This window comes from Streptomyces sp. JL2001 (genome assembly GCF_050917515.1).
GTDB lineage: Bacteria > Actinomycetota > Actinomycetes > Streptomycetales > Streptomycetaceae > Streptomyces.
Window position 1 is genome coordinate 7,088,367 of the sequence record NZ_CP169421.1, and the last position, 24,877, is coordinate 7,113,243.

At 71.8% G+C, this 24,877-nt stretch carries 22 protein-coding genes and 1 pseudogene; 15 read left to right on the forward strand and 8 right to left on the reverse strand.

What is annotated here, in order from left to right:
* Window positions 1-46 precede the first annotated feature (46 nt).
* On the forward strand, window positions 47-3,292 hold the full coding sequence (locus tag ACE1OA_RS31665) for an ATP-binding protein (protein ID WP_432753766.1): 3,246 nt from the start codon (window positions 47-49) through the stop codon (window positions 3,290-3,292).
* 102 nt (window positions 3,293-3,394) lie between these two features.
* On the opposite strand, the gene ACE1OA_RS31670 is transcribed toward ACE1OA_RS31665, so the two are convergent.
* Together ACE1OA_RS31670 and ACE1OA_RS31675 are read right to left on the reverse strand one after the other, a co-directional pair.
* Window positions 3,395-3,628 carry a siderophore-interacting protein gene (locus tag ACE1OA_RS31670; RefSeq protein WP_384870459.1) on the reverse strand — a complete coding sequence of 78 codons (234 nt, stop codon included), beginning with the start codon at window positions 3,626-3,628 and terminating at the stop codon, window positions 3,395-3,397.
* Complete coding sequence (locus ACE1OA_RS31675; protein ID WP_361317333.1) at window positions 3,628-3,801, reverse strand: siderophore-interacting protein; 174 nt, start codon at window positions 3,799-3,801, stop codon at window positions 3,628-3,630. Before ACE1OA_RS31675 ends, ACE1OA_RS31670 begins: the two co-directional genes overlap by 1 nt.
* Window positions 3,802-4,007: 206 nt before the next feature.
* Here ACE1OA_RS31675 and ACE1OA_RS31680 point away from each other — a divergent pair, with 206 nt between their 5' ends.
* Together ACE1OA_RS31680 and ACE1OA_RS31685 are read left to right on the forward strand one after the other, a co-directional pair.
* Window positions 4,008-4,208: a hypothetical protein gene (locus ACE1OA_RS31680; protein ID WP_147981931.1), complete on the forward strand. Its 201-nt coding sequence runs from the start codon at window positions 4,008-4,010 to the stop codon at window positions 4,206-4,208.
* A 247-nt stretch (window positions 4,209-4,455) separates the two neighbouring features.
* Entirely contained in the window at window positions 4,456-5,634 is a 1,179-nt protein-coding gene (locus ACE1OA_RS31685; RefSeq protein WP_432753767.1) for an acyl-CoA dehydrogenase family protein, read from the forward strand.
* Window positions 5,635-5,866: 232 nt separating this feature from the next.
* Here the strand turns inward: ACE1OA_RS31685 and ACE1OA_RS31690 are convergent, their stop codons facing one another.
* Genes ACE1OA_RS31690 through ACE1OA_RS31700 form a run of 3 tightly spaced genes read right to left on the reverse strand, consistent with a single transcriptional unit; the run spans window position 5,867 to window position 7,631 of the window.
* Window positions 5,867-6,724: a universal stress protein gene (locus ACE1OA_RS31690; RefSeq protein WP_386542896.1), complete on the reverse strand. Its 858-nt coding sequence runs from the start codon at window positions 6,722-6,724 to the stop codon at window positions 5,867-5,869.
* Window positions 6,721-7,401: a CBS domain-containing protein gene (locus tag ACE1OA_RS31695; RefSeq protein WP_384870453.1), complete on the reverse strand. Its 681-nt coding sequence runs from the start codon at window positions 7,399-7,401 to the stop codon at window positions 6,721-6,723. Before ACE1OA_RS31695 ends, ACE1OA_RS31690 begins: the two co-directional genes overlap by 4 nt.
* Window positions 7,401-7,631, reverse strand: a complete 231-nt coding sequence (locus ACE1OA_RS31700) for a phosphopantetheine-binding protein (protein ID WP_432753768.1) — start codon at window positions 7,629-7,631, stop codon at window positions 7,401-7,403. Before ACE1OA_RS31700 ends, ACE1OA_RS31695 begins: the two co-directional genes overlap by 1 nt.
* A gap of 580 nt (window positions 7,632-8,211) precedes the next feature.
* On the opposite strand from ACE1OA_RS31700, the gene ACE1OA_RS31705 reads away from it, so the two are divergent.
* From ACE1OA_RS31705 to ACE1OA_RS31750, 10 genes are all read left to right on the forward strand, one after another.
* Window positions 8,212-9,111 carry a universal stress protein gene (locus ACE1OA_RS31705; RefSeq protein WP_384870449.1) on the forward strand — a complete coding sequence of 300 codons (900 nt, stop codon included), beginning with the start codon at window positions 8,212-8,214 and terminating at the stop codon, window positions 9,109-9,111.
* The gene (locus ACE1OA_RS31710; protein ID WP_386542892.1) at window positions 9,111-9,833 is read left to right on the forward strand and encodes a helix-turn-helix domain-containing protein; all 723 of its coding nucleotides are present in this window, start codon (window positions 9,111-9,113) and stop codon (window positions 9,831-9,833) included. Before ACE1OA_RS31705 ends, ACE1OA_RS31710 begins: the two co-directional genes overlap by 1 nt.
* Window positions 9,834-9,918: 85 nt before the next feature.
* Complete coding sequence (locus ACE1OA_RS31715; protein WP_384870445.1) at window positions 9,919-10,644, forward strand: hypothetical protein; 726 nt, start codon at window positions 9,919-9,921, stop codon at window positions 10,642-10,644.
* A 401-nt stretch (window positions 10,645-11,045) separates the two neighbouring features.
* Window positions 11,046-11,951, forward strand: coding sequence for a universal stress protein (locus ACE1OA_RS31720; protein ID WP_384870443.1), 906 nt, complete (start codon window positions 11,046-11,048; stop codon window positions 11,949-11,951).
* A complete protein-coding gene (locus ACE1OA_RS31725; protein WP_432753769.1) occupies window positions 11,948-12,964 on the forward strand; it encodes a universal stress protein in 1,017 nt (338 codons plus the stop codon). Before ACE1OA_RS31720 ends, ACE1OA_RS31725 begins: the two co-directional genes overlap by 4 nt.
* 119 nt (window positions 12,965-13,083) lie before the next feature.
* The gene (gene ppsA / locus ACE1OA_RS31730; RefSeq protein WP_386542890.1) at window positions 13,084-15,486 is read left to right on the forward strand and encodes a phosphoenolpyruvate synthase; all 2,403 of its coding nucleotides are present in this window, start codon (window positions 13,084-13,086) and stop codon (window positions 15,484-15,486) included.
* 240 nt (window positions 15,487-15,726) lie between these two features.
* The gene (locus ACE1OA_RS31735; RefSeq protein ID WP_384870437.1) at window positions 15,727-16,140 is read left to right on the forward strand and encodes a CBS domain-containing protein; all 414 of its coding nucleotides are present in this window, start codon (window positions 15,727-15,729) and stop codon (window positions 16,138-16,140) included.
* A 221-nt stretch (window positions 16,141-16,361) separates the two neighbouring features.
* Window positions 16,362-16,820, forward strand: a complete 459-nt coding sequence (locus tag ACE1OA_RS31740; RefSeq protein WP_384870435.1) for an Hsp20/alpha crystallin family protein — start codon at window positions 16,362-16,364, stop codon at window positions 16,818-16,820.
* On the forward strand, window positions 16,817-17,320 hold the full coding sequence (locus ACE1OA_RS31745) for a flavodoxin domain-containing protein (protein ID WP_384870433.1): 504 nt from the start codon (window positions 16,817-16,819) through the stop codon (window positions 17,318-17,320). The genes ACE1OA_RS31740 and ACE1OA_RS31745 overlap by 4 nt, the downstream gene beginning before the upstream one ends.
* Window positions 17,321-17,515: 195 nt before the next feature.
* A complete protein-coding gene (locus tag ACE1OA_RS31750) occupies window positions 17,516-20,257 on the forward strand; it encodes a cation-translocating P-type ATPase (protein WP_432753770.1) in 2,742 nt (913 codons plus the stop codon).
* Here ACE1OA_RS31750 and ACE1OA_RS31755 read toward each other — a convergent pair.
* The 3 genes and pseudogenes from ACE1OA_RS31755 to ACE1OA_RS31765 form a co-directional block, all read right to left on the reverse strand.
* Window positions 20,251-20,346 (reverse strand): annotated as a pseudogene (locus ACE1OA_RS31755) (DUF4389 domain-containing protein); the annotation flags it as partial. The gene ACE1OA_RS31750 and the pseudogene ACE1OA_RS31755 sit on opposite strands and share 7 nt — an antisense overlap.
* A gap of 69 nt (window positions 20,347-20,415) precedes the next feature.
* On the reverse strand, window positions 20,416-21,270 hold the full coding sequence (locus ACE1OA_RS31760; RefSeq protein ID WP_384870429.1) for a potassium channel family protein: 855 nt from the start codon (window positions 21,268-21,270) through the stop codon (window positions 20,416-20,418).
* Between the two features lie 378 nt (window positions 21,271-21,648).
* The gene (locus ACE1OA_RS31765; RefSeq protein ID WP_432753771.1) at window positions 21,649-22,965 is read right to left on the reverse strand and encodes an MBL fold metallo-hydrolase RNA specificity domain-containing protein; all 1,317 of its coding nucleotides are present in this window, start codon (window positions 22,963-22,965) and stop codon (window positions 21,649-21,651) included.
* Between the two features lie 615 nt (window positions 22,966-23,580).
* Between ACE1OA_RS31765 and ACE1OA_RS31770 the strand changes: the two genes are divergently transcribed.
* Complete coding sequence (locus ACE1OA_RS31770; RefSeq protein ID WP_432753772.1) at window positions 23,581-24,018, forward strand: universal stress protein; 438 nt, start codon at window positions 23,581-23,583, stop codon at window positions 24,016-24,018.
* Complete coding sequence (locus tag ACE1OA_RS31775) at window positions 24,015-24,875, forward strand: universal stress protein (protein ID WP_432753773.1); 861 nt, start codon at window positions 24,015-24,017, stop codon at window positions 24,873-24,875. Before ACE1OA_RS31770 ends, ACE1OA_RS31775 begins: the two co-directional genes overlap by 4 nt.
* The last annotated feature ends 2 nt before the right edge of the window (window positions 24,876-24,877 follow it).

Here is a 24,877-nt window from a genome sequence, read left to right on the forward strand (position 1 = left end):
GCGACACGGCGCGCCGGAGATTTCACCGGCCGGGCAGAATGGGCCGGTGAATCCGCGCTACCGAGTCCTCGGTCCCGGCCGGGCGGTCCGGGACGACGGCCGCGAGGCCGTGCTCAGCGGTGCCCGGCTGCGGGCCCTGCTGGCGGCGCTGGCCGCCGCCGGCGGTCGGGACGTCGGCGCCCCGACGCTCGTCGCCCACATCTGGGAGGGCGCGCCGCCGGGGGACGCGGAGGGCACGGCGGCGCTGCAGGCGCTGGTCGGGCGGCTGCGCAGGGCCCTCGGCCGGGACGCCGTCCTGTCGACCCCCGGCGGGTACCGCCTCGCCGCGACCGCGCAGGACATCGACCTGTACGTGTTCGAGCGCCTGGCCGCGGACGGGTCCCGGGCCTTGGCCGACGGGGACGCGACCCGGGCGGCCCGGATCCTGGACGAGGCCCTCGGGCTGTGGCACGGGCCCGCGCTCGCCGACCTCCCGGGCCGTGACGGCGACCCCGCGGTCGTCCGCGCGGAGCAGCGGCACACGCAGGCGCGCCGGGACCGGCTCGCCGCCGACGTGGCCCTCGGCCGCGCCCGGACCGCGCTCGGGCCCCTGACGGCCCTCGCGGCCGAGCACCCGCTGGACGAGCCGCTGCAGGCCCTGCGGATCCGCGCGCTGCGGGCGGCCGGCCGCGGCGCGGAGGCGCTCCAGGCGTACGAGGAGGTCCGCGGCCTCCTCGCGGACCGCCTCGGCGCGGATCCCGGCCTCGATCTGCGCGCCCTCCACGCCGAGTTGCTGGTCGGCGAGGAGACGGTGGAGCGCTCGGTCCTCCCCGCGCGGCTGACCTCCTTCGTCGGCCGGGCGGCGGAACTGGACGCGCTGGGGGCGGCGCTGCGCGCCGGGCGGCTCGTCACCCTGACCGGACCCGGCGGAGTCGGCAAGACCCGCCTCGCCCTGGAGGGCGCGGAACGCGCCGAAGGGCCGGTCCGCGTCGCCGAACTCGCCTCCGTCCGGCGGGAGTCCGACGTTCCCGCGGCCGTCCTCACCGCACTCGGTGCCCGCGAGACGCAGCTCTGGAGCGCCGCCGCTGCCGTCGACCAGCCGAGCCACGACCCGGTGGGGCGTCTGGTGGAGCATTGCGGGTCGCGGCGGTTGCTGTTGTTGCTGGACAACTGTGAGCACGTGGTGGGTGCGGTGGCGGGGTTGGTGGAGGTGTTGTTGGCGCGGTGTCCGGGGGTGTCGGTGTTGGCGACGAGTCGGGAGCCGTTGGAGGTGCCGGGGGAGTTCGTGCGTGCGGTGGGGCCGTTGTCGCGGGGTGAGGCGTTGCGGTTGTTGGGGGAGCGGGGTGCTGCGGCGCGTGCGGGTTTCACGGTGTCGGAGGATGCGGAGGCGTGTGCGGAGATCGGTCGGCGGTTGGACGGGTTGCCGTTGGCGATCGAGTTGGCGGCGGCGCGGTTGCGGTTGTTGAGTCCGCGGCAGATCGCGGATCGGTTGGACGATCGGTTCGCGTTGTTGACGTCGGGGGCGCGGACGGTGTTGCCGCGTCAGCAGACGTTGCGTGCGGTGGTGGACTGGTCGTGGGATCTGCTGGACGAGGGTGAGCGGGGGGTGTTGCGGCGGCTTTCGGTGTTTTCGGGCGGGTGTGCTCTGGAGGCGGCGGAGGCGGTGTGCGGGGGGTCCGGTGGGGCCGGGGTGTTGGGCGTGTTGGGTGCGTTGGTGGACAAGTCGTTGGTGGTGGCGGCTCCTTCGGAGGAGGGGGTGATGCGTTACCGGTTGCTGGAGACGGTGGGGGAGTACGCGGGAGAGCGGTTGGACGAGGCGGGTGATCGTGCGGTGGCCGAGCGGCGGCATCTGACGTACTACCGCGAACTCGTCCGCACCGGCGATGCCCGGCTGAGGGGGCCCGGGCAGGAGGTCTGGCTCCGGCGCTTCGAGGCCGAGCACGACAACGTGAGCGCCGCGCTGCGGACGGCCGTCGAACGTCTGGAGGAGCAGGAGGCGCTCTCCCTGGTGCTCTCCATGAGCTGGTTCTGGCAGCTCCGCGCGCATCACGGCGAGGCCCGGACCTGGTCCGCGGCCGTCGCCGCCCTCGGCCCCGACCCCTTCGCCCCGCCCGTGCGCCCGGCCACGCCCCTGGACGGACGCTGCACCGACACGCCGCCGCCCTGGGACGACGAGCGGCTGTGGGAGGCCCGGCGCGGCTGCCGGCTCCTCGTCCTCGCGGGAGAGGGCGGCGAGGGGGCCACCGCCCTGGAGCGGCCCGACACCCGGGCCCGGCTCGCCGCCGTCGTCGCCGCCTACCGACCCGGGCTGCCCCAGAACTGCCGCCAGCCCGGCTCGATGTGGTTCTTCGCCCGGCTGATGACGGGCGGGTTCCGCACCCTCGGCGAGACCCTGGACGCCGCGCTCGACGCCTGCCACGCCCACGGCGACGACTGGGAGGCCGGCTTCACCCACCTCATGCGGGCCAAGCTGCTCGGGGAGCGTCCCGAGGACGCCGAGAAGGCGCTCGCGGCCTTCGAGGCCGCCCGGGACTCCTGGGGAATCGCCGAAGCCCTCTGCGCACGCGGCGAGTCGTACGAGCGGGCGGGCCGGCTCGACGAGGCCGCGGCGGACTTCGAGCGGGCCGCGCACGCGGCGGCGAACCTCGGCGCCCGCTCGCAGGTCCCGGTCTTCAAGGCGCGTCTCGCCTCCGTCCGCGTCCGCACCGCCGCCGACGACGAGGCGCGGGCCGGAGCACGGGAGCTGTTCGCCGAAGCGGCCCGCGAAGCCGGGGAGTTGGGTAACGAGGCTGTCGGCACGGCCCGACTGCTCCTCGTCCAGCACCACGGACACGACGGGGACACGGCCCTCGCGCGCGATCAACTGGATCTGCTGGAGTCCGAGTTCAGTGCCTCCACCCCCGACCTCTTCGCCGGCGTCGCCGGCGGACTGCGCGGCTGGCTCGCCTGCCTCGACGGCGCGTACGACGAGGCGCTCGGTCATCTCGCCCGCGCGGTGGCACAGTTGGAGACCCTCGCCTACCTGGTCTCGCCGTACCTCGTGGTCAGCCAGTTCGCCACGGCGGCCTGGGCCAAGGGGAGCCTCGGCCGGCCGGGCCCCGCCGAGGACGGGGCCCGGCTGCTCGGCGCGTACGACGCCCACTCCGGCACGGCCGACGGGGTCGGCTTCCGGCCCTTCACCACGCAGACCGAGACCTCGGTGCGGGCGCACGCGGAGCGCGCCCTGCGCGCCGCGCTCACCCCGGAGACGTACGCGCGGTGCCACGCGGAGGGCGCCGCCCTCCAGGTGAAGGAGGCCGCTGGCCTCGTCTGAGCCCGGGGCGGGCCGAGCACCGGAGGAGCGTCCCGTCGGAGCCCCGGGGAGGGTGCGCGCCGAAGCCGGGAGGGGCCGGCCCCGGGGGTGCCCCGACCCTCATCAGGAGCGCGACGCCCCCCGTGGCCAGCGCCCGCCGGCGACATCCCCGGGGCGTCCCCGGGCCGAGCCCGGCGCGCCCAGCGCGTCGCCGGCCCGGTCCCCCTCGCCCCCGGCGTGGAGCAGGAAGTCGACGTCGAGGGTCGCGGCGGACGGGTCGTGCGTCCGGAACGTGTAGCTCCGTATCCAGGGACGATCGGCCCCCGGCAGCCCGGCGCAGGCCGCGCACCAGCGCATCACGTCGCCGTCCGGGCCGGGCCGGGCGCGGGCAGGACCGGTTCGGTGCCGGGCCGCCGGGGGAAGAACGGCTTCACCCGCTGGTCCGGCCCGGCGAGCGAGAGGCCGCCCAGGTCAGGGCCGCCGAAGGTGACCCGGACCATGCGCGGGGTGACCGGGCGGACCCCGGTCACCCGGGGCGGCGGATTCGTCCTGAGGACTCCCGCGTGTCGTGGCTCGCCCGCCGGCCTCCCCGCCCCCGCCGACGCGGCTCCGACACCGGCCCGACGCGGATCCTGGGCGGCACCGGGCGGTGATCGGACCGCCGCGTCCCGGCCCGGATGCGGGAGCGGGAGCCGCCCCTGAGAATGGAGTGCCGGAAGAACTAGTAGGAGGCGGCATGAACGCTGAGTCCGACAAGACATCTCCGGGGGAGAGCCCGACGCCCGACCGCCTCTTGCATGCCGGGTCGGAGGGCGAATACACGGCGGAGGACCTGGTCCTCGCCTCCGGACGCGATGTGAATCCGAAGAGCCTCGCGTGGGCGGAGCGGCGGATGGCTGAGAAGGGCCGCGCCTCCCTCGACGAACTCCTGCCCTGAGGCCCCGGCCCCGGCTCCGCGGTCGGCTGCGGCCCCGCTCCCTCGGCCCGGTCCTCACCGGGCCGAGGGAGCGAGCCGCGCCGCCGTGACCCGGCCCGGCGCTTCCATCGTCCGGGCCTCGACCCCGTCTGTCCCGCCCGCCCCGGCCGCGCCGCCCGTGCGCACGGGGCTTCCGCATTTGTGGAACACGTTCTACCGTGGCCGCCGTCGCGCGCACGCTCCAAGGACGCTGCCACGGGAGGCCCCCATGCACCTCGAGTACACGCACGCCCAGCACCGCCTGCGCGCCGAGCTGCGGGCGTACTTCGCCGAGCTGGTCCCGGACAACGTGTACGCCCGCTATGCCGACCCGGCCACCCAGAAGCGCTTCTACCGCGAGACGATCCGCAGGCTCGGAGCCGACGGCTGGCTCGGCGTCGGCTGGCCCGCCGAGTACGGCGGACGCGGACTGAGCCCCATGGAGCAGTTCATCTTCTTCGACGAGGCCGCCCAGGCCGGCGTCCCCCTGCCGCTGATGGCGCTGAACACCGTCGGCCCCACGATCATGCAGTTCGGCACCGACGAGCAGAAGGCACGCTTCCTGCCGAAGATCCTCTCCGGCGAGATCGACTTCGCCATCGGCTACAGCGAACCCGACGCGGGCACCGACCTCGCCGCCCTGAAGACCCGCGCGGTCAGGGACGGCGACACGTACGTCGTCAACGGGCAGAAGATCTGGACCACCAACGGCGACACGGCCGACTGGGTCTGGCTCGCCGTCCGCACCGACCCGGACGCCCCGCCGCACAAGGGCATCACCATGCTGCTCGTCCCGACGACGGACCCGGGCTACTCCTGCACCCTGATCAACACCCTTGCCTCGCACGACACCACCGCCAGCTACTACGACGACGTCCGCGTCCCGGTCTCGCACCGCGTGGGGGAGGAGAACAAGGGCTGGCGCCTGATCACCAACCAGCTCAACCACGAGCGGGTCACCCTCGCCGCCCACGGCACCATGGCGATCCGTGCCCTCCACGACGTCCAGCGCTGGGCCGCCGACACCGAACTCGCCGACGGCCGACGGGTGATCGACCTCCCCTGGGTCCGCCGCCTGCTGGCGCGGACGCACACCCGCCTGGACGCGATGAAGCTCCTCAACTGGCAGATGGTGAACGCCGTCCAGCAGGGCACCCTCACCCCGCAGGACGCCTCCGCCGTCAAGGTCTACGGCTCCGAGGCCCGCCGCGACGCCTACGCCTGGCTGATGGAGGTCGTCGGCTCGGCCGGCGCGCTGAAGGAGGGCTCGGCCGGAGCCGTCCTCCACGGCGAGCTGGAACGCGGCTACCGCTCGGCCGTCATCTTCACCTTCGGCGGCGGGAACAACGAGATCCAGCGCGAGATCATCTCCTGGCTCGGCCTCGGCATGCCCCGGGTCCGCCGCTGAGGGGTCGTGACGAAGAACCTCAGTTGGCGCAGATCGGTGAAGCCGGTCCCCGGACGCGTCACCGCCCCGGTGACCTGGTTCGCGGAGGTGCGCAGGCGGCATGGAGAACGCGCAAGGCTGCCGGAACCACGCAGTGAGCACCGGTGCAGTCCCGTGGAACCGTCCTTCCTCGTGTCCGGAGTCACAGCGGTACGTCTGTGTCCCGCGACGCCCGGGAAGTGAGCGGCGGCGATCAGTCGTGGGGAACGAGGGCGACGGGCACCGGGCTGTGATGCAGGACGGCGTGGGCCACGCTGCCGATGTGTGCGCCGAGCGTCGAACGGCGAGCACGCCGGCCCACCACCACGAGGGAGGACTCCCGGGCGACCGCCACCAGTTCGAGTCCGGCCGATCCGACCGCCACGCGGGCGACCGCCTCGACGTCGGGATACTTCGCCCGCCAGGGTTCCAGCATGACCTCCACCGAACGCTTGATCTCCGGCACCATGGAAAGCCTGAAGTCCGGGACCATCGCGGGCCCCATTCCCGCGTGCAGCGGGAGCTGCTGTACGTACACGACGAGGACCCGGGTGTGCCGTCGCGCGGCTTCCTCGAAGGCGAAGCCCAGCACGGAGTCCACGGGCTGCCGCGCGTCCGCCCCGACCACGACGGGGCCCCGTGGATCGCTCGCCGTGCCTACGGCCCGTACCAGTACGACGGGAGTTTCGACCGCACCGGCGACCGTCAAGCCGACTGAGCCGAGGAGGTAACCGGCCACGCTGCCGAGCGCACGCGAGCCGAGGACCAGCAGCCCGCCCTCCTCGGCCGCACCGACGAGACCCGGCACGGGACCGGAGGGCAACACCCGGGAGGTCACCGACAGGCCGGGATGGCGCTCGCGCAGCTGACCGGCGGTGCGTGCCATCATCTCCCTGGCCAACGACTCCTCGGACTCGGGCTCCACGAGCGACAGAGCGGCCTCGGGTACTGGTTCCTTCGCGTACACCAGATGTACGTCTGTGCCGCGCAGCAGAGCCTCCCCGGCCGCCCACTCCGCAGCCGCCTGGGCCTGCTCTGTGCCGTCCAGGCCGACCACGACGCTCCGCGTCATGACCGTCCACCTCCTCGCTCGGTGTCATCGACGTCGTACGTGAGACGGGTGCAGGAGACCGAGACCACGCCGTCCACCGTCGTGCACATGCGCTCGATCGCCGGGATCATGCCCCGGAAGGGCAGCCTGCCGGTGATCTCCACCCGCCCGTCGTGCACCGCGACGGCGAGGGCGGTCGGTTCGAGACGCAGTGTGTCGCCGAGAACGTCCTCGACGATCTCCCGGCGAATGGCGTCGTCCCTACGGAGGAAGACGCCCAACAGGTCGCGGCGGCTCACGATGCCAACCGGCCGGTCCTGGTCGTCGACGACGACGAGCCGTTTGACCCCCTGGACCTCCATCAGCCGTGCCGCCTCCGCCACGGTCCAGTCGGAACGGGCGCACACGGCGGGTGCGGACATCAGCTCCTCGGCCCGCGTCCCCTCGGCCTTCGCTCGTTCCCACGCCTTCAGTTCCGGAACGGCAGGCGGATCACCCGGTGTGGCGGCCTGGTCGGCGGTCTTGCGCAGCAGATCCCCCTCCGACACCACCCCGACCACACGGCCCCCGCCGTCCACCACGGGAACAGCGGACACTTGGTGTTGTGAGAGTGCGCGGGCGATCTCCTTGAACGGGGCGTCGCCGCGTACGCTCACCACCTCACGGGTCATCAGCTGCTCGATCCTGCGGTGACGCATCATCCGCTCCTTCCCTGTGCGGATGCACCGGCCTCGCCCACCAGGCGAGCGGCGCAGCCGTCCCAGCTGTCGAGGGCCGGATAGTCGTCCTCGGTGAGTTCCGTCCCGCTGAGTTCGGCGAGCGCCTCGACGAATTCGAGGAAGTCCAGCGAATCCATCTCGAACGTGTCCCGCAGGGACACGCCGGGATCGAGCCCGGTGAACTCGGCGCCGGGTACGACACGGTGCACGGCTTGCCGAACGAACGCCTTCGCCTGATCGTGGTTCGGGGGCCCCGGTGGATCTCACCCTGCTGTGCGAAGCCCACCCGCGGGCAGTGCCGAATGGTCCCCTTCCGGGACTGTTCGCCCCTATGGCCGTCGGCCGACCGGGACGCACGGTGGAAGGCGAGCCACCGCATGGGTCATTCACGTCGTCGACGGTACGCGAGTGCGTCATGACCGCCCTCCGGTACGTCTGGGCGCCCCGAGTCCTGTTGCTGCGAGGGTGTCGCCGCCGGGCGGCGGACGACAAGGGCCGAAAGGGGCACGTCGGGACCCGGGCAGTCCCTGGCACGGACGGTCGGCCGGTGCTTTCCTTGAAGTGAGGAGGGGCCCCGCCCCAGGGACGCGGGGAAGCGGCTTCGAGCCGCGCACCGCGCGATCAGGATCCGCGAGAAGCGGATGGGCCCCTCCTCCCGTCGTGTCTCGGTGCCGCCTCCACGTGGGGTCTGCACGGGCCGCGACCGGGACCGACCGGCCCTACCCAGCCCGTGCATCCGGTGGGAGCGTGGCAGCAGGCCACCACTTGTCCCGGAAGGCGGTGGGCACGATGGAATCGCCCCTGGTGGTAGGAGTCGACGGGTCGGACGTGAGTCTCACAGCGTTGGACTGGGCCGTCGACGAAGCGGTACGGCACGGGGTTTCCCTGCGGATCGTCCATGCCTCGATGTGGCAACGGTACGAAGGAGTCGTGCCGACGTGGGCGACGGACCGGCCCTCGGGCCAGGTCCTCGCAGAGAACATCGTCGGCACTGCGGCCGATCGCGCCCGACGCCGCGCACCCGACCTCCTCCTCACCACGGACGTCCTCGCCGAGGACGCCTCCACCGGGCTTCTCAGGGAGGGTCGGGAGGGCTCGGTCCTCGTCGTCGGGTCCCGGGGGCGGGGCGAGTTCGCCGACCTTCTGCTGGGATCCGTCAGCCTCACCGTGGCCGCCCGGGCCCACTGCCCGGTCGTCGTCGTCCGTGGCGACCGGCATGCCCTGGAGGCACGCCACGGACGCATCCTGCTCGGCGTCGGAGAACAAGACGTCGACTCGCCGGCTGTGCGGTTCGCCTTCCAGGAGGCGGAGGTGCGGGATGCCGAACTCGCCATCGTCCGCACCTGGCGACGGCCGGCTCATGAACCGGTCGACCGCTCGACGCCGAGCGGCGACGGGGGAGTCTACTTCGCGGAACGGTCCTCCGGACTGCTCGACAAGGCCGTGGAGACGGCCGAGTCCGAGCATCCCGGTGTGCGGCTGCGCAGGACCACGGCCGAGGGTTCGGCCCACAGAGTCCTGACCGATCGCTCTGCCGCCGCCGACCTGCTGGTCGTCGGGGCACGACGCAGGGACGGGCTCGTCGGTCTGGAGCTCGGCAGGGTCGCCCACCGCGCCCTGCACCATGCCTCGTGCCCGGTCGCCGTCGTGCCCCAGCGAGGTCCGGAGCCCAGGAAGGGAGACCAGTGATGAACACGGCCGACGAACGGCACACCTCGCACGTCACGAGCGACCTGGGCCGGCGCGTCGCGGCACGGCGCACGCAGCTCGGCCTGTCCCGGGAGGAAGTGGCCGAACGCGCCGGCTCCGCACCCGGCTTCATCACCTACGTCGAGGAGCGGGTGCCGACCCCGGGAGTCGAGTTCCTGGTCCGGCTCGCGAACGCCCTGGAGACCACCGTCCAGGATCTCACCGGGTACAGGGCGGACCTCGCGCCCGTCGGAGCCGCCGGGCACCAGGCACGGATGGAGGACGTCGGCGAGGCCGAGTGCTGGGAGCTGCTGGACGGGCACGGTGTCGGCCGCGTCGCCGTCGAGGGGCGGGACGGGCTGGCGGTGTTCCCCGTGAACTACCAGATCGTCGACGGGGAGATCGTCTTCGCGACCGCTGAGGACTCGTCCCTCGCGCGCGCCTCGGCGTCCGGCGCGGAAGTCGCCTTCGAGGAGGACCGCTTGGACGAAGCGTTCAGCCAGGGCTGGAGCGTGCTTGTCGTCGGTTCGGTACGCACGGTGTCGGACGAGAACTCGGTACGGAGGATCAAGGACGCCGGCCCCCCGGAGCCGTGGGCCGGGGGTGGGCGCGACACGTTGGTGACGCTCACGCCGCGCCGGGTGACCGGTCGCCGTATCCGGGTGCCGGGCGCGCCCGGCACCCGGGCCGGATCTGCTGACCAAGGGCCCTCGCGTACATGATCCCTGTGCGCCGGGCGGGCCCGTGTCCGCTGTGCCCGGCGTGCCCGGGTGCCCGCACGCGTGGCACCTGGTGCACACTGCCGACATGGCCGAGGACGAGACGCGGCTCAGCCCCCCTGAGTCGCTGTTGCAGTTGATCGACAATCTCGCGCGGTTCCACCGCGAGCATGAGAAGTACTACTCACAGGCGCCGTTGCGGCAGGCCGGCGAGCTGCAGGCGCGGTCTCGGGCGCTGAAGGCGCTGGCAGACCGGTGGAGCGTGATCGGCGTGGGTGAGCAGGCGCCGGCGATCGCGTTCGCCGGCACGGAGGACCTGAATGTCCCTGGGCTCGTCGCGGAGTCGGGGATTCTCTTCATGGAAGGGGAGGGTGAGCCGGCCGAACTGCAGAGGCTGAAGCGTGAGGTCGGGCTGCTCGCGGATGACCTTGAGCAGACAGGTGTCTGGCTGGCCGGGGCGATGGAGCAAGCGTGGGCGATGGCCGGGAGCTTGGCCGCGTATCCGGCGCTGGCCGACCTGCTCGGTGAGCGGCACCGGATCATCGCTGACGACTGGCAGTCGGCGGGCCTGCAAGCCCTGGTCGCGCGGCTGCTGCGACGCTCCCTCGACCTGCTGGCCCGTGTCGACTTCGCCCCGGCGGCGCTGCGGGCCGATCTGGGCGGGGAGCGGGTGGCCCCTTCCTACCTGTATTCGGCTTCCGAACTGCTGGACCGGGCGGCGGATCTGATGGTGGGGTCGGCCACGCTGGTGCACGAGAACGAGCGACGCTGGCGCGTCTTCCGCGCCCGGGTTCGCGAGCTGCAGTCCCGGTAGGCGGGTTCCGGAGGGACGCGCCAAGCGAGATGATCAGAGGTGGTCGAGCCCGTGATGTTCTGGTGAGTTGCGCCTTCCCGTAGCACCGCTTGCGTCGTGGCGACGGGCGGCGGCGAGGCTTTCATCAGAACCTTCCAGACCGACGGTGACCTGGGCTGTCAGGGCATTCCTCCCTCTTCGAGTCCTTCCCGTCCCGTCCCCGTCCCCGTCCTCGTCCCGGGTCCGGACCGGTCAGCGGATTTCGCATTTCGGGTGGTGCCGCATCGCATCCGGCGGCAGGGCCGGGCAGGACTCGATCGGGGCCGAACGGCCCATCCCGAGGAGGCCCGCCACGAGCCAGTGTGGGAGATGTCGCCTCGGGACGCGTTCCCGAGCCTGGTGTGTACCTCGGAGGAGGAGCCATGAAGAGCGAGACCCCCACCCGACCGGAGCTCGGCAACATCATTGTGGGAGTCGACGGATCCCCCTCCGGGCGCACGGCCGCACTCTGGGCCGCCGCCGAAGCGGACCGCCGTGGGCGGCCCCTGCATCTCGTCCACGCGGCCGACACCGACCGCCGGGCGCTCTTCGCCAATGCCGAGACGATCCAGGCGGTACGTGAAGCGGGCCGCGACCTGCTGACCGAGACCGCGAGCGCGGTCCGTGCCCTCTTTCCGGACCTCGCCGTCACGAAGGAGCTGAGCCGCCAGGAGCCGGTCGCCGGTCTCCGGGCGGCCGCTGGCCATCGGGGCACGATCGTGGTGGGCAGCCGGGGCCTCGGCGGTTTCTCCGCGCTCATGCTCGGCTCCGTCGGTCTGGGTGTGGCGGGCCGCGCCGAGGTGCCCGTGATCGTGGTCCGTGGTGACGGCGACCGTCCCGCGTCGGGCTCGGTGACAGCCGCCGTGCATGGTGCTTCGGATCTGGGCTGGCTGCTGGTCGCTGCTGCCGAGGCGGACGCTCGCGAGGCGGCGTTGCGGCTGGTGAGCGTCTGGAACGTGCTCACCCACGTCGGCAGTGTCGCGACCATGCTGGACGACCTCGACGGGCTCGCGCGACAACGCGTGCACGAGATCAAGTCGCTCGCCGACCTCGCGCACGAGTTCTATCCTCGGCTGATCGTCAGCCATCATGTCGAGACGGGTACGAGCACGCCCGGGATCCTGGTGGAGGCGAGTAGCCACACCGATCTGCTGGTGATGGGCAGGGAACACCGCGCCCTGGGCGCAGGCTCGTCCCTGGGGCGAGTCGCCCACGTCCTGCTCCACCACGCCCACTGCCCGGTGGAGATCGTCCCACCCGCCTTCGCGACCTGGGTCCAGGAGACATGAACGAGATACTGCTCGGTGTCGACCCCCGGGAACAGTCCGTCCCCGCTCTCGTCTGGGCCGCCGACGAGGCCGTGCGACGAGGACTGGTGCTCCGACTGGTCGTCGCCGTACTGCCGGCCCACGACGGGCTGCGGTACGACGCGCTTGCCCGGCAGAGCGCCCTGCGTCTCCGTGCGGAATCGGCAATGGCCAACGCGGAGGACGTCGTCCGCGAACTGCACCACGGTCTGCGGATCGCGACGGAACGCGTGAACGGTGTGCCGGCGACCGTGCTGCGCGACATGGCGCAGCACGCCGCATGCGTCGTCGTGGGTTCCCGTCGTCTCGGCAGGCCGGCCGAGATGTTCAGCGAGAGCTCCGTGGTCGTCCCCCTCACGGCACAGGCCGACTGCCCCGTCGTCGTGGTCCGCTCACCTGAGCACACCACCGTGCACCCACCGACCGTCGTCGTCGGCGTGGACGGAAGCGAAGCCTCACAGGCCGCGGTCGCCTTCGCCGTCGAGGAGGCGAGCCTGCGGGAGGCACGGCTGCGGGCCGTGTGGGTCTGGCCCCGTTCCGTCCTCGCCCACGACGACGGTGAAGAGGGTCTGGCCGAGCGGCGTCGGCTGCTCGCCGAGTCGGTGGCGGGCTGGGCGGAGAGGTATCCGGACGTCGCCATCTCCCAACAGGTCGTGCGGGGACATCCGGTCGAACAACTTGCCCTGCAGTCCCAGGAATCCCTCTCCCTCGTGGTCGGTCGCAGGGGCCGTGGCGGCTACTCCGGCATGCGGTTGGGTTCGACGGCTCACGGCCTGCTGCACCGCGCCCCGTGTCCGGTGATCACCGTCCCCCTCCCCCATCGCGAGGGGCCCGACGACCCGGCATGGGCCGACCGGTCCCGGTCCGGCACGACCGACCGGCCCATGCCCGCTGCCCCCCTCGGCACTGGGGCGCGCCAACCTCAACGCGGGATGGTGGGGCGAGAGGCCGCCCCCGGTCCGTCGGCCGGTCGTGCGGAGAGGCGAGCATCATGAAGCGCATCCTGATCAGTCCCCGGCACCGGCGTCCCCGCAGGCCGGCCCCACTCGACCTGCGTACGCCAGCCGGCCGTCCCCTGCCGTACTGAGGAGGCCCGAGAGCTGTGGAGGAGACCATGGGACCGATACGACGCGTCGTACCCTTCACGGAACTGGGGCGGCACGACGCCGGCCGAGCGGGTGGCAAGAACGCCTCACTGGGCGAGATGACCACCCGCCTCGGGGAGGAGGGCATCCGCGTCCCTCCAGGATTCGCCACCACCGCCGAGGCGTACGAGGAACTGCTCGACTCCCGAGACCTCCGCCGTCGCATGGAGGCGCAGATCGACCGATTGCATGAGGGTGCCCCACTCGATGAGGTCGGGGCGGCCATCCGGTCCCTCTTTCTCGTGGAACCGTTGCCCGTGCCTCTGCGGGATGCCGTGCTCGCGGCGTACGAGCGGCTGGCCGAGGAGATCGGCCGGGAGTCGCCCGAGGTGGCGGTGCGAAGCAGTGCAACGGCGGAGGACCTGCCCGAAGCGAGTTTCGCCGGGCAGCAGGAGACGTACCTGAATGTCAGCGGCGCCGACGCGCTCCTTGAGGCGTGCACGCGCTGCTACGCCTCCCTCTTCACCGACCGGGCGATCGACTACCGCGAACGGATGGGCTTCGACCACCTCGCCGTCGCCCTGTCCATCGGCGTCCAGGTCATGGTCCGCTCCGACCTCGCCGGCGCCGGGGTCGTCTTCACCCTCGACCCGGAGAGCGGCTTCCCGGACGTGATCGTGGTGAGTGCCGCCTGGGGGCTGGGGGAGACCGTCGTCAGCGGCCAGGTCGACCCGGACGAGTACACGGTGTTCAAGCCGAGCATGAAGGATCCGGCGCTCGATCCCGTCATCGACGTGAGGATCGGAGCCAAACGGCTGAAGGCCGTGTACGCGGACACCGGGCTGACCCGCACGGTCGATACACCCGACAGTGAGCGGAACCAGCGGGTCCTCGACGACGCGGAGATCCGCACGCTCGCCGGCTGGGCGGCGGCCGTCGAGGAGCACTACGGCTGCCCCATGGACATTGAATGGGCAAAGGACGGCCTCACCGGTGAGCTCTGGATCGTCCAGGCCCGCCCCGAGACGGTCCAGTCGCGTCGGCGCACCACCACCCTGACCCGCCGCCGGCTCACCGCCACACCTGGGGAACCGCTCGTCGATGGCCTCGCCGTCGGCGAGGCCATCGGCCAGGGCCGTGTCGTGGCGCTCGATGCGCCAGTCGACCTCGACCGCTTCCCGCCCGGCGGCGTCCTCGTCACCGGCGTCACCGACCCGGACTGGGAACCCGTCATGAAGAGGGCCTCCGCCATCGTCACCGACCACGGTGGGCGCACCTCGCACGCCGCCATCGTCAGCCGCGAACTCGGCGTCCCCGCCGTCGTCGGAACCGGAAACGGGACACGGATCCTGCGTGACGGGCATTCCGTCACGGTGTCGTGCGCCGAGGGAGGGAGCGGACGTGTCTACCAAGGGCTGCTCCCGTACGAGGAGACCGACACCGACCTTGCGGAACTCCCCGCCACCCGAACCCGGGTGATGCTGAACCTGGCCGATCCATCAGCAGCATTCCGTTGGTGGCGGCTCCCCGCGGACGGAGTGGGACTTGCCCGCCTGGAGTTCATCGTCGCCCACCAGGTGAAGGTCCACCCCATGGCCCTGCTGCATCCGGAGCGGCTCGACGCCCACGACCGGCAAGTCATCGAGCGGCTCACCGAGGGCTACTCGGACCGAGGTGACTACTTCGTCGACCGGCTGGCCCGTGGCATCGCCCGGATCGCCGCCTCGCGTTGGCCGGCGCCCGTCGTCGTGCGCACCAGCGACTTCAAGACCAACGAGTACGCCAAGCTCCTCGGCGGCCGACCCTTCGAACCGGACGAGGCCAACCCCATGATCGGCTGGCGCGGTGCGAGCCGGTACTACAGCGACGGCTACCGCGAGGGCTTCGCCCTCGAATGCCGCGCGCTGCGCCGCGTGCGCGAGCGGATGGGGCTGACGAACGTGGTCGTCATGATCCCCTTCTGCCGCACCCTCGGCGAGGCCGACCGGGTGCTCGCGGTGATGGCGGACGAAGGGCTGGTCAGGGGCGAGAGCGGGCTGCATGTCTACGTCATGGCAGAGATACCCGCCAACATCATCCTGGCCAGGGAGTTCGCGGAACGCTTCGACGGATTCTCGATCGGCAGCAACGACCTCACCCAGCTGACCCTCGGCGTCGACCGCGACTCCGAGGCGCTTGCCCACGTCTTCGACGAGCGTGACCCCGCCGTCGTCCGCAGCATCCGGACCCTCGCGGCCCACGCCCACGCGGCCGGCCGGCCGGTCGGACTGTGCGGGCAGCGACCCAGCGACGATCCGGCGTTCACCGCGATCCTGGTCGAGGCCGGCCTCGACACCATCTCCGTGGCGCCGGACAGCTTCGCAGCGGTCAAAGGGCACGTGGCCCGCGCGGAGACGACTCCCGGGAGCGCCACCGGACGAAGGAAGGAGTGACTGCCGAGGAAGACACGACACCGAGTCGGCCGGGACGCCGGGCTTCGGTCCGGCGCGGTCGGCGGGCGGGGCCACGGGAGATTCGCTGCCCGGTCGGCCCAGGAACCACCAGCTGCCCGTGGAGGGGGCGGATGGGACGCCCATGCGTCCGGCACACCCCATCGCGCGTCGACACTCTTCCTGGCAACCGACGGCGATCATCCGGAACGCGAACAGGGGGACGGAAAGGAGGACGCGGCCATGACGACCGCAAGGGAAATCATGCACTCGGGTGCGAGCTGCGTGCAGGAGAACGAGAACCTCATGGACGCCGCACGACGCATGAGCGAACTGGGTGTCGGCGCGCTGCCCATCTGCGGGCCGGACAACCGGCTGCACGGCATCATCACCGACCGCGACATCGTGGTGAAGTGCCTTGCCAAGGGCAAAGACCCCCACCAGATGACGGCCGGGTACCTCGCCCAGGGCAAACCGGTCACCGTGGACGTGGGCGCCGACAGCGAAGAGGTGCTCCGCACGATGCAGGACCACCGCATCCGCCGCGTACCCGTGATAGACGACCACCGCCTGGTCGGCATGATCAGCGAGGCGGACTTGGCACGGCACCTGCCCGAGGAAAGGGTGGGCCATTTCGTCGAGGAGATCTGCCGCTGACAGCACCGGTGCTGTGGCGCCATGGGGGCCGGTCGGTCCCCTCCTGATGAGGCCCTTTCGGCCCGTCGGACAGCCCCCTTGGGCACTGCGCCACGCGACCTCGTGAGTGGAAGAGTGGGCTACGGAGCCGGACCGGGCTCCGCAGACCCGATCCGCCGATTGTCCGTACCGACTGGGGTCCACGGCGACCGTCCTGGGCCCTGTACAGGAGGAGCAGAACAATGGCCGGAGGCAAGGTGGAACGCAGGCACAGCCTCTTCCCCGATTTCAACGACTGGTTCAACCGGGAGTTCCCAGGGCTGCCCGGGTGGCGCCCCGCGACGGCGGCTCACTCCATTCCTGTGGAGGTGACCAGCGGTGACGGCGTGTACGTGTTGCGGGCCGAGCTGCCGGGGATGGACCCGGACGACGACATCGGCATCACCGTCGACGACAACCTCATCACGGTGAGCGCCGAGCACAGCGAGAGCACGGAGGACAAGGAGCACTCGGAGTTCCGCTACGGATCGTTCCGCAGGACCGTGCGCCTCCCGGGCACGATCTCCGCCGACGACGTCGAGGCGTCGTACGCGGACGGCATTCTCACCATTCGCGTCCCGATGCCCGACGAGGAGACCACGTCCGTTCGGACCGTTCCGGTGAAGCGGGCCGACAAGCCGGCCGAGGGCGCCGAATCATGAACGCCAAACGTGTCCTGGTCGCCTATGGCAGCAAGGCCGGCGCGACTGCCGGTATCGCCGAAGAGATCGGCCGGACGCTTCGGGACGACGGCTTCGACGCTGCCGTCCTGCCGGCCGACACCGTCACCGACGTGAGCGGTTACGACGGCGTCGTCCTCGGCGGAGCCCTCTACGCCGGGCACTGGACCGGCAAGGCACGACGGTGCGCCCGGCGCAACGCGGAACAGCTCAGGCAACGGCCTCTGTGGCTCTTCAGCAGCGGCCCCGTCGACAGTTCCGCGGAACAGCACGACATCCCGCCCGTACGAGGGGTCGCCCGGCGGATGAGGAAGCTCGGCGCTCGCGAGCACATGACCTTCGGCGGCGCCGTGACCGCCGAGACGTCCGACCCGGTCGCCCGACACATGGTGGCCCGGGGCAAGGGCGGCGACTTCCGCAATCCGGAACGGATCCGGGCATGGGCCCACCACATCGGAACGGAACTCGACGCCACCCACTGAAGGGGCCTCCGCCAGGTTGGCGAGACACCCCATCGGGAGGTGCGGCATGCTCCACCACGAGCCGGGGAGCGGGACCGACCTGCCCAGGAGACCCGCAAGGCGCACCGCCCTGGTCTTCGTGCTGTTGATCGTTGTGATCTGCGGTGCCGTGGTCCGGGCGACCGCGCCGCAGCAGCGGGGCTGCGGGGGACGACGATGACGGACCGTGCCGGCAGCCGCGCCGGCCCGGAGCGGATCCCTCCCCCCACCCAGGCGCTGCCCTTCGATCCGAGTGAACCGCTGCCCCGGCTGCGTCGTGAACTCGCCACGGGGCCAGACGGTCTCTCGGCCCGCGAGGCCGCCCGGCGCCTCGCCGTCCACGGACCGAACGAAGTGCGGCGCAAGGTGCGCTCCTCGTTCATTCGGGAGCTGGTCGGGCAGCTGGCCCATCCCCTGGCCCTGTTGCTCTGGGCTGCAGCCGTTCTCGCCTTCGTCGCGGACCTGGCGGTCCTCGGTTGGGCGATCCTCGCGGTCATCGCCGTCAACGCGGCTTTCGCCCTGCTCCAGGAACGTCAGGCAGAGCGGGCGGTTGAGACGCTCGCCCGCTATCTGCCCGAGCACGCCCGCGCCGTACGCGACGGGCAGCCCCGCGTCGTGGAGGCCCGTGACCTCGTACCGGGCGATCTGATCCTCCTGGAGGAGGGCGACAAGGTACCCGCCGACGCTCACGTCACCGAGGGCGGGGTCGAGGTCGATCTGTCGATGCTCACGGGCGAGTCCGTGCCGGCAGAACGGATCGCCTCAGCCGGGATCCTCGGCGCCCCCCTGCTCGAGGAACCGAACCTCGTGTTCAGCGGGACGACCTGTGTCGAGGGGGAAGCCCGTGCCATCGTGTTCGCCACCGGAAACCACACCGAACTCGGCCGGATCGCTGCGCTCAGCCAGCGGACCCGGCGTGAGGCGAGCCCCCTGGAAAGGCAGGTCAAGCGGGTCGCGTGGCTCATCGCCGGCGTCGCAACCGGCATGGGCGTCGTGTTTCTCGTCCTCGGGGTGGCCGTCGGACTGCCGGTGACCGACTCCCTCATGTTCGCCATCGGTCTCCTCGTCGCCAACGTCCCCGAGGGACTCCTTCCGACCATCACGCTGGCCCTGGCCTTCGGGGTTCGCGCCTTGGCCCGCCGGGGTGCCCTGGTGAAACGGCTCAGCGCTGTGGAGACCCTCGGTTCCACGAGCGTGATCTGCACGGACAAGACCGGCACGCTCACCCGCAACAGCATGCGTCTCAGGGCGCTGTGGACGGTCGACCACGGGACGGATCCTGGCCCCTGGGCAGAGGAGTTGGCGAGGGTGGGCGCCCTGTGCACCACCGTCACGCGAGAAGCCGACGGCGAACTGCACGGCGACCCCACCGAGGCCGCCCTCGTCGCCGGGGCCGCCGACCATGGGGCTTCGGTGGACCTGGGTCGGCGCGACGCGGGACGGCGGGCGCTGTTCCGTTTCGATCCGCGGCTGCGCCTGATGTCGGTCGTGCAGGACGACGAGGCGACGGGTCGCCTCCGGATCGTGGTCAAGGGAGCGCCTGAGGCGGTCCTGGCCCGTGTCCGTCCTGGTTCCGCCACGGACGCCGCCCGCTCGGCGGCGGAGGAGCTGGCCCGGGAGGGCATGCGGGTCCTGGCCGTCGCTGTACGCGACGTGGCGAGTGGCGCGGAGCTGCCTTCACACCGCCAGGACGCGGAGTCGGGGTTGACCCTGCTCGGGCTCGTCGGGCTGTACGACCCGCCGCGCCCCGAGGTGGCGGAGGCCGTACGCCGCTGCCACGAGGCCGGGATCCGGGTTCACGTCGTCACGGGGGACAGCGGTGCCACCGCCGCGGCCGTCGCGCGGGAGGTCGGCATCGGACTACCCCGGCTGCACGTGGTCGCGGCTTCGGAGTCGCTGGGCGACGACGAGCTGGACCGGCTCCTCGCGGAAGGCGACGACGAGATCGTCTTCGCCCGGTCCTCGCCCGAGACGAAGCTCAAGGTGGCGGACACCCTGCGGGAGCACGGCCAGATCGTCGCCATGACGGGTGACGGGGTCAACGACGCCCCTGCGCTGCACCGCGCGCACATCGGGGTGGCCATGGGACGCTCCGGCACTGATGTGGCCCGCGAGGCCGCCACCATGGTGCTCACCGACGACGACTTCGCCACCATCGTGACCGCGGTCGAAGCTGGGCGGCGTGTCTATGACAACGTGCGCAAGTTCATCGTCTACATCTTCGCTCACGCGACTCCGGAGATCGTGCCCTTCCTCGTCTTCGCGCTCTCCGCCGGCGCGGTTCCGCTTCCCCTCACCGTGCTCCAGATCCTCGCCATCGACCTCGGCACCGAGACCCTGCCCGCCCTCGCCCTCGGCCGGGAACGCTCCGAGCCCGGCGTCATGCAGCGGCCTCCGCGGCCGCGGCACCAGGGCGTGATCTCCCGCGACATGCTCATACGGAGCTGGGGATACCTGGGGCTCACGTCCGCGGTCCTCGTCATGGCGGGCTACTTCTACGTCCTGTGGCGCGCGGGGTGGCAGCCAGGCGACCCCACGGGTACCGGCAGCCCCTTGCACCACGCCTATGTGACGGCAACCACGGCCACCTTCGCCGGCATCGTCACCTGTCAGGTCGGCACGGCGTTCGCGGCCCGCACCGATCACGCGGCGCTGCGCGACATCGGGGTGTTCACGAACCCGCTGCTGCTCGCCGGCATCGCCTTCGAGCTCGCTTTCACGGCGGCTCTCGTCTACGTGCCCCCGCTCCAGCATCTCTTCGGTACGGCTGCCCTTCCTCTGGACGTCGTCCTCCTCGTCGCGACCTTCCCGGTCCTGGTGTGGGGCACGGACGAGCTGCGGCGCGCCAGGCGGCGCCGTCAGCGGACCTCGGCCGTCCCCGGTCGTGACTGCCCTGGTCGAGACGGAAGGGCGGGGTAGCGGTCGGTGCCGAGAGCGCCGTACGAGTAGTACGAGACCCGCCAGGACCGGCGGAGCACGCCGAGGTTGAAGTCGAACAGGCCCAGCGGCGGTCCGCGACGCTGCGGTGCCTCATCGCTCGTCACCTTCTCGCGCGTTCGACCGGCGCCGCCCCACGTTCAGGATCGCCCGCCGCCGCCGTCCTGGGGAGGGCCACCCGGCCCCGGGGGTTCCCCGTGGTCGTCGGCGTACGCCGCGAAGACCTGCTCGGGCTCGTCGCCGGTGCGCAGGAAGCGCTCGTCGAGCACGACGGCCAGGTCCTCGAGTGCCCTGCGCAGTACCGATGCGGAGAGTCTGACGTCCGGGTGGTGCGCCTCGGTGGCTTGGTCCGCGAGGCCGAGGGCATAGCGGAGCTGTCGGGGCAGGGACGTGTTCTCGTCCCCGTCGTGGAAGTAGTACGACTCGGCGTACTGCAGGAAGTCCACCGTGATGGTGGAGAGGGCCGAGGCGAGACCGTCCAGGAGCGCGGCGCCGCCGTCGGAGTCGAGGGCCTGGGCGGTGGCCCGGCTGCGGCGCACGTGCGACAGCCGCAGGGCCAGCGCTCTGCGGCGGGCCAGCGCCGGGTAGATGCCGAGGATCCAGGCGACGGTCGCCGACAGCAGCACGAAGCCCACAAGGGCCTCCATGGGGGCGAGCACGCGCAGCCATCCGGAGGCCGGCGCGATGTCGCCCAGTCCGAGTGTGGCCAGGGTGACCAGCGAGATGTAGAGGGCGTCGAGCGGGCCCGCATGTTCGGACGGGACGAGCCCCGCAGCGTACGAGAACTCCTCCGGCATGTGGGGCCAGTAGATGAGCCCCCACCCCATGGCCACGGTCAGCGCCCACGCGGCGACGACCGTCACCATGCCAAGCGGTCCCGCGAGACCGGCCGACCGCCGGCGCTTGCCGAGGCGCGGGGACAGCCACCACAACGACACCATCACGAGCCTGCTCAGACCGCCGTGACGGGTCGGGTGCCAAAGGGTGTGGAACACGTCCCGGAGAATGAACAACACCAGAACAGCGCCCACCGGCGTCGCAAACCACGTCATCCCGGCATCTTTCCCACGAGCGGTGACGGAGTCCCGCCCCCCGGCTTCGATCTCAGCCCACTGGCGGCGCCCGCTCGCCCCATCGGGCGCAGCCTCCGCCGCGAGTCCCCGGTGCTGGCGTCCGGCTCGCGTCCGCGCCTCGATCCGGGGATCGCTGCGCCGACACTGCCGCAGCGGCTGCGGGTACCGGAGCGAGTTCGTTCAGCAGCATCCTCATGATGCTCGGGGTGTGCTTCCGGTCCTTCCCACAGACTCCCGCGCAACGGTCCTGCCCAGGTGGGGCGCTGGGCCGGTCACAGCTGGGGGTCCGAAGGGACCGGGTCAGCGGACCAGAACGGCCTCCCCGGAGCGGGGTACGACGGCCGTCCAGCCCAGTTCGCGGTCGATGCGATCGCGCAGCGCCTCGGACGCCGTCGGCTCGCCGTGGACGAGGTAGGTGGTGCGCGGGGGAGGCGCGCCACGGAGCCAGTCGATGATCTGGCCGGCGTCGGCATGGGCCGAGAAGTGGGGTACGTCGGCGATCTCGGCCCGTACGGGCACGTACTCGCCGAACATCTTGAGCGTCCGGGCTCCGTCCACCAGGTCTCGTGCCCGGGTGCCGGCCGCTGCGAAGCCGACCACGACCACGGCGTTGCGCGGATCGGGGAGAAGGCGGTGGAGGTGGTGCAGGACCCGGCCGCCGGTGGCCATGCCGGCCGAGGAGACGATCACGGCGGGCCCGTGCGTACTGTTGATGTCGATGGACTCCTGCACCGTGCGCGCCGCGAGGAACGGTTCCGGGCTCAGCGCGCCCTCTCCCCGTGCGAGGATCTCGGGCCGCAGCTCGGCTGAGTGCTCGCGCAGGGCGTCCCGGTAGACGTCCAGCGCGGCAAGGGCCATGGGGCTGTCCACATAGACGGGGACCGGGCGGGGCAGGACGCCCGTTTCGCGCAGGAGGCCCAGTTCGTGCAGGACGACCTCGGTCCGGTCGATCGCGAAGGCCGGGATGACGATGGTGCCGTTCCGTGCACAGGTGCGGGCGACGACGGAGGCGAACTCCGACCGGGCGGAGTCCTGGTCGTGGTGGCGGTCGCCGTAGGTGGACTCCATGAGAAGTACGTCGGCGCCCGAGAACGGCTCGGGCGGCAGCAGCAGCGGGTGTCCAGGGCGGCCCAAGTCCCCGGAGGTGGCCAGAGTGTGGCCGTCCTCCAGCGTGAGGCGGGCCCATGCCGAGCCGAGGATGTGCCCGCCGTGGTGGAGCGTCAGCCGGATGCCGGCCATGATCTCGACGTCCTCGCCGACGGGGATCGGGTCGAAGAACGCCAGGGTCTTCTCGACGTCCGAGTCGTCATAGAGCGGCTTGGCCGGGCGGTGTTTGGACCAGCCGTATTCGTTGGCGTGCCGGGAGGCCTCCATCTGGAGCCGTGCGCTGTCGCGTAGCACGATCCCGGCGAGCCGGGCGGTGTGGGCGCTGGTGAGGATCGGTCCCCGGAATCCCTGCCGCACCAGGCGGGGCAGATAGCCGCAGTGGTCCAGGTGGGCGTGGGTGACGACCACGGCGTCGATGTCCGCGGCGTCGCGGGCGAAGCGTTCCCAGTTGCGGTGCCGCAGGTTCGCGAAAACCCTGGAAGAGACCGCAGTCGAGGAGGATCCGGGCATGGTCGCTCTCGACCAGGAACCTGCTGCCGGTGACCGTCCCCACACCACCCAGGAAACTGAGCAGAGCCGGCCGCGGAGCGGCAGGAGCGGGGATCAGAGCTGCCACGGACATCGTCAGCGCTCCCTCGGAGTGGGGCCGGTCTCCACCCTCGCATCCGGACCGGCCCGGTCCGCAGGGTCCGAGCGGGCCATTTCGGGGGCCGATCGGCTCATGTGCTGCCGGGGGCTCCGCGGAGCCCGGTGGACGAGGCCCGCGGCGACGCCCGACAGGAAGTCGGCGGGCGCCATGAAGGGCGAAGGCGTACGAGGTCTTCGAACGCGGCCGAAGACGGTGCCACCGAAGTCGCGTCGGACGGCTCTCCACGCACGGTCGTGAGGCTTCCCGTCCCGCCGGAGGCCTGAGTGACGGCCGAGGCCCGGGCACTCGGCCGCAGAGAATCGCGGCTCGCGTGCGCCGGAACGGAGTTCGGGCCGTTCCAGCGGCTGGGACATGAGCGAGGTGCCGAGTCCGGAGGTGGGGACCTTTGGTCCTGCTCTACCCCCAGCGGCCCCTGCGGTCACCGGGACCAGCTGCCAGGGTGGAAGGAGGTCCCCAGGACCCTGCGAGGAGGAGCCATGAGCGGCACCACAGTCCGTCCCGGTCCGAGCAGGGTGGTCGTCGGCGTCGACGGATCACCGTCCGCACACCCCGGGGTGATGCGGACGGCTGCGGAGGCGGCCCTGCGGGGCAGCACTCCCTGCCTCGTTCAAGCGGCGGACACGGACGCACCGGTCCCGTTTCTGTCCGAGGCAGAGATCGTCAGGAGCCGACGGGCCGGGAGGGAGCTGCTCGACCGGACCGCCGAGGCGGTCACGGAGCGCGACCCCGAGCCGGCGGTCGTCAAGGAACTGTCCGCCGGCCCGGCTCCCGGCAGTCCGCGGCGAGCCGCCGCTCCGACCGGCACCATCGTCGTCGGGCACCGGGGTCCTGGCGGGTTCTCTTCGCTGCGGCACGCCCATTGCCCTGTGGAGCTCATCCCCCGGCAGGGACCTGGACACGGGAGCACGTCATGACCAGCGCCACGGATCGCAGGGACATCGTCGTCGGTATCGACCCGGTCAGGAACTGGCACTTGGCGCTCGCCTGGGCTGCGGACGAGGCTCACCTGCGAGGACGGGGACTGCGGCTGGTGGTCGCGGTACCACCGCAGCACGACACCCAACACGTCGACGACACCCCTCGTCACGAGGCACAGCGGCAAGCCGGCACGGAAGCTCTGCGTACCGCGCTTGCCTGGACTCAGGCCCGGCAGCCCGCCGTCAAGGCCACCGCCTCCCTCTTCGACGGGGTCCCGGCAGGAGCCCTGGCCGGCCTGTCGCACGAGGCCGACATGATCGTGCTGGGCTCCCGGCATCTCAGTCGTACCGAGGAGTTCCTGAGCGCCGGTTCCCTGGTCGTCCCGGTCACCGCGAAGGCGCACTGCCCGGTTGTGGTCGTGGGGGACGCGGAACACGTCACGCAGGAGAGGCCGTACCTCGTGGTCGGTGTCGACGGCAGCGAATCCTCGCGAGCAGCCCTGGCCTGGGCCGTTGAGGAAGCGGATCTCCGGCACTGCGCACTTCGTGCCATAGCCGTCTGGCAACCACCCGTCTTCTCCCTGTACAGCGGTGACACGCTGTTCCACGCCGAGCGCCGCCTGCTCTCGGAGACCACCGCGGGCTGGTCGGAGAAGTATCCCGACGTCCGGCTGACCCACGAGGTGCCCATCGGCTCCCCCGTGGAGACGCTCGCGGACGCAGCCGAGCACGCCCTTGCCGTCGTCGTCGGCCGTCGAGGCCGGGGCGGATACACCGGGATGCTTGTCGGCTCCGTCGTCCACGGGCTGCTGCACAGAGCCCACTGCCCGGTGATCACCGTCCCTGCCGGGTGAGC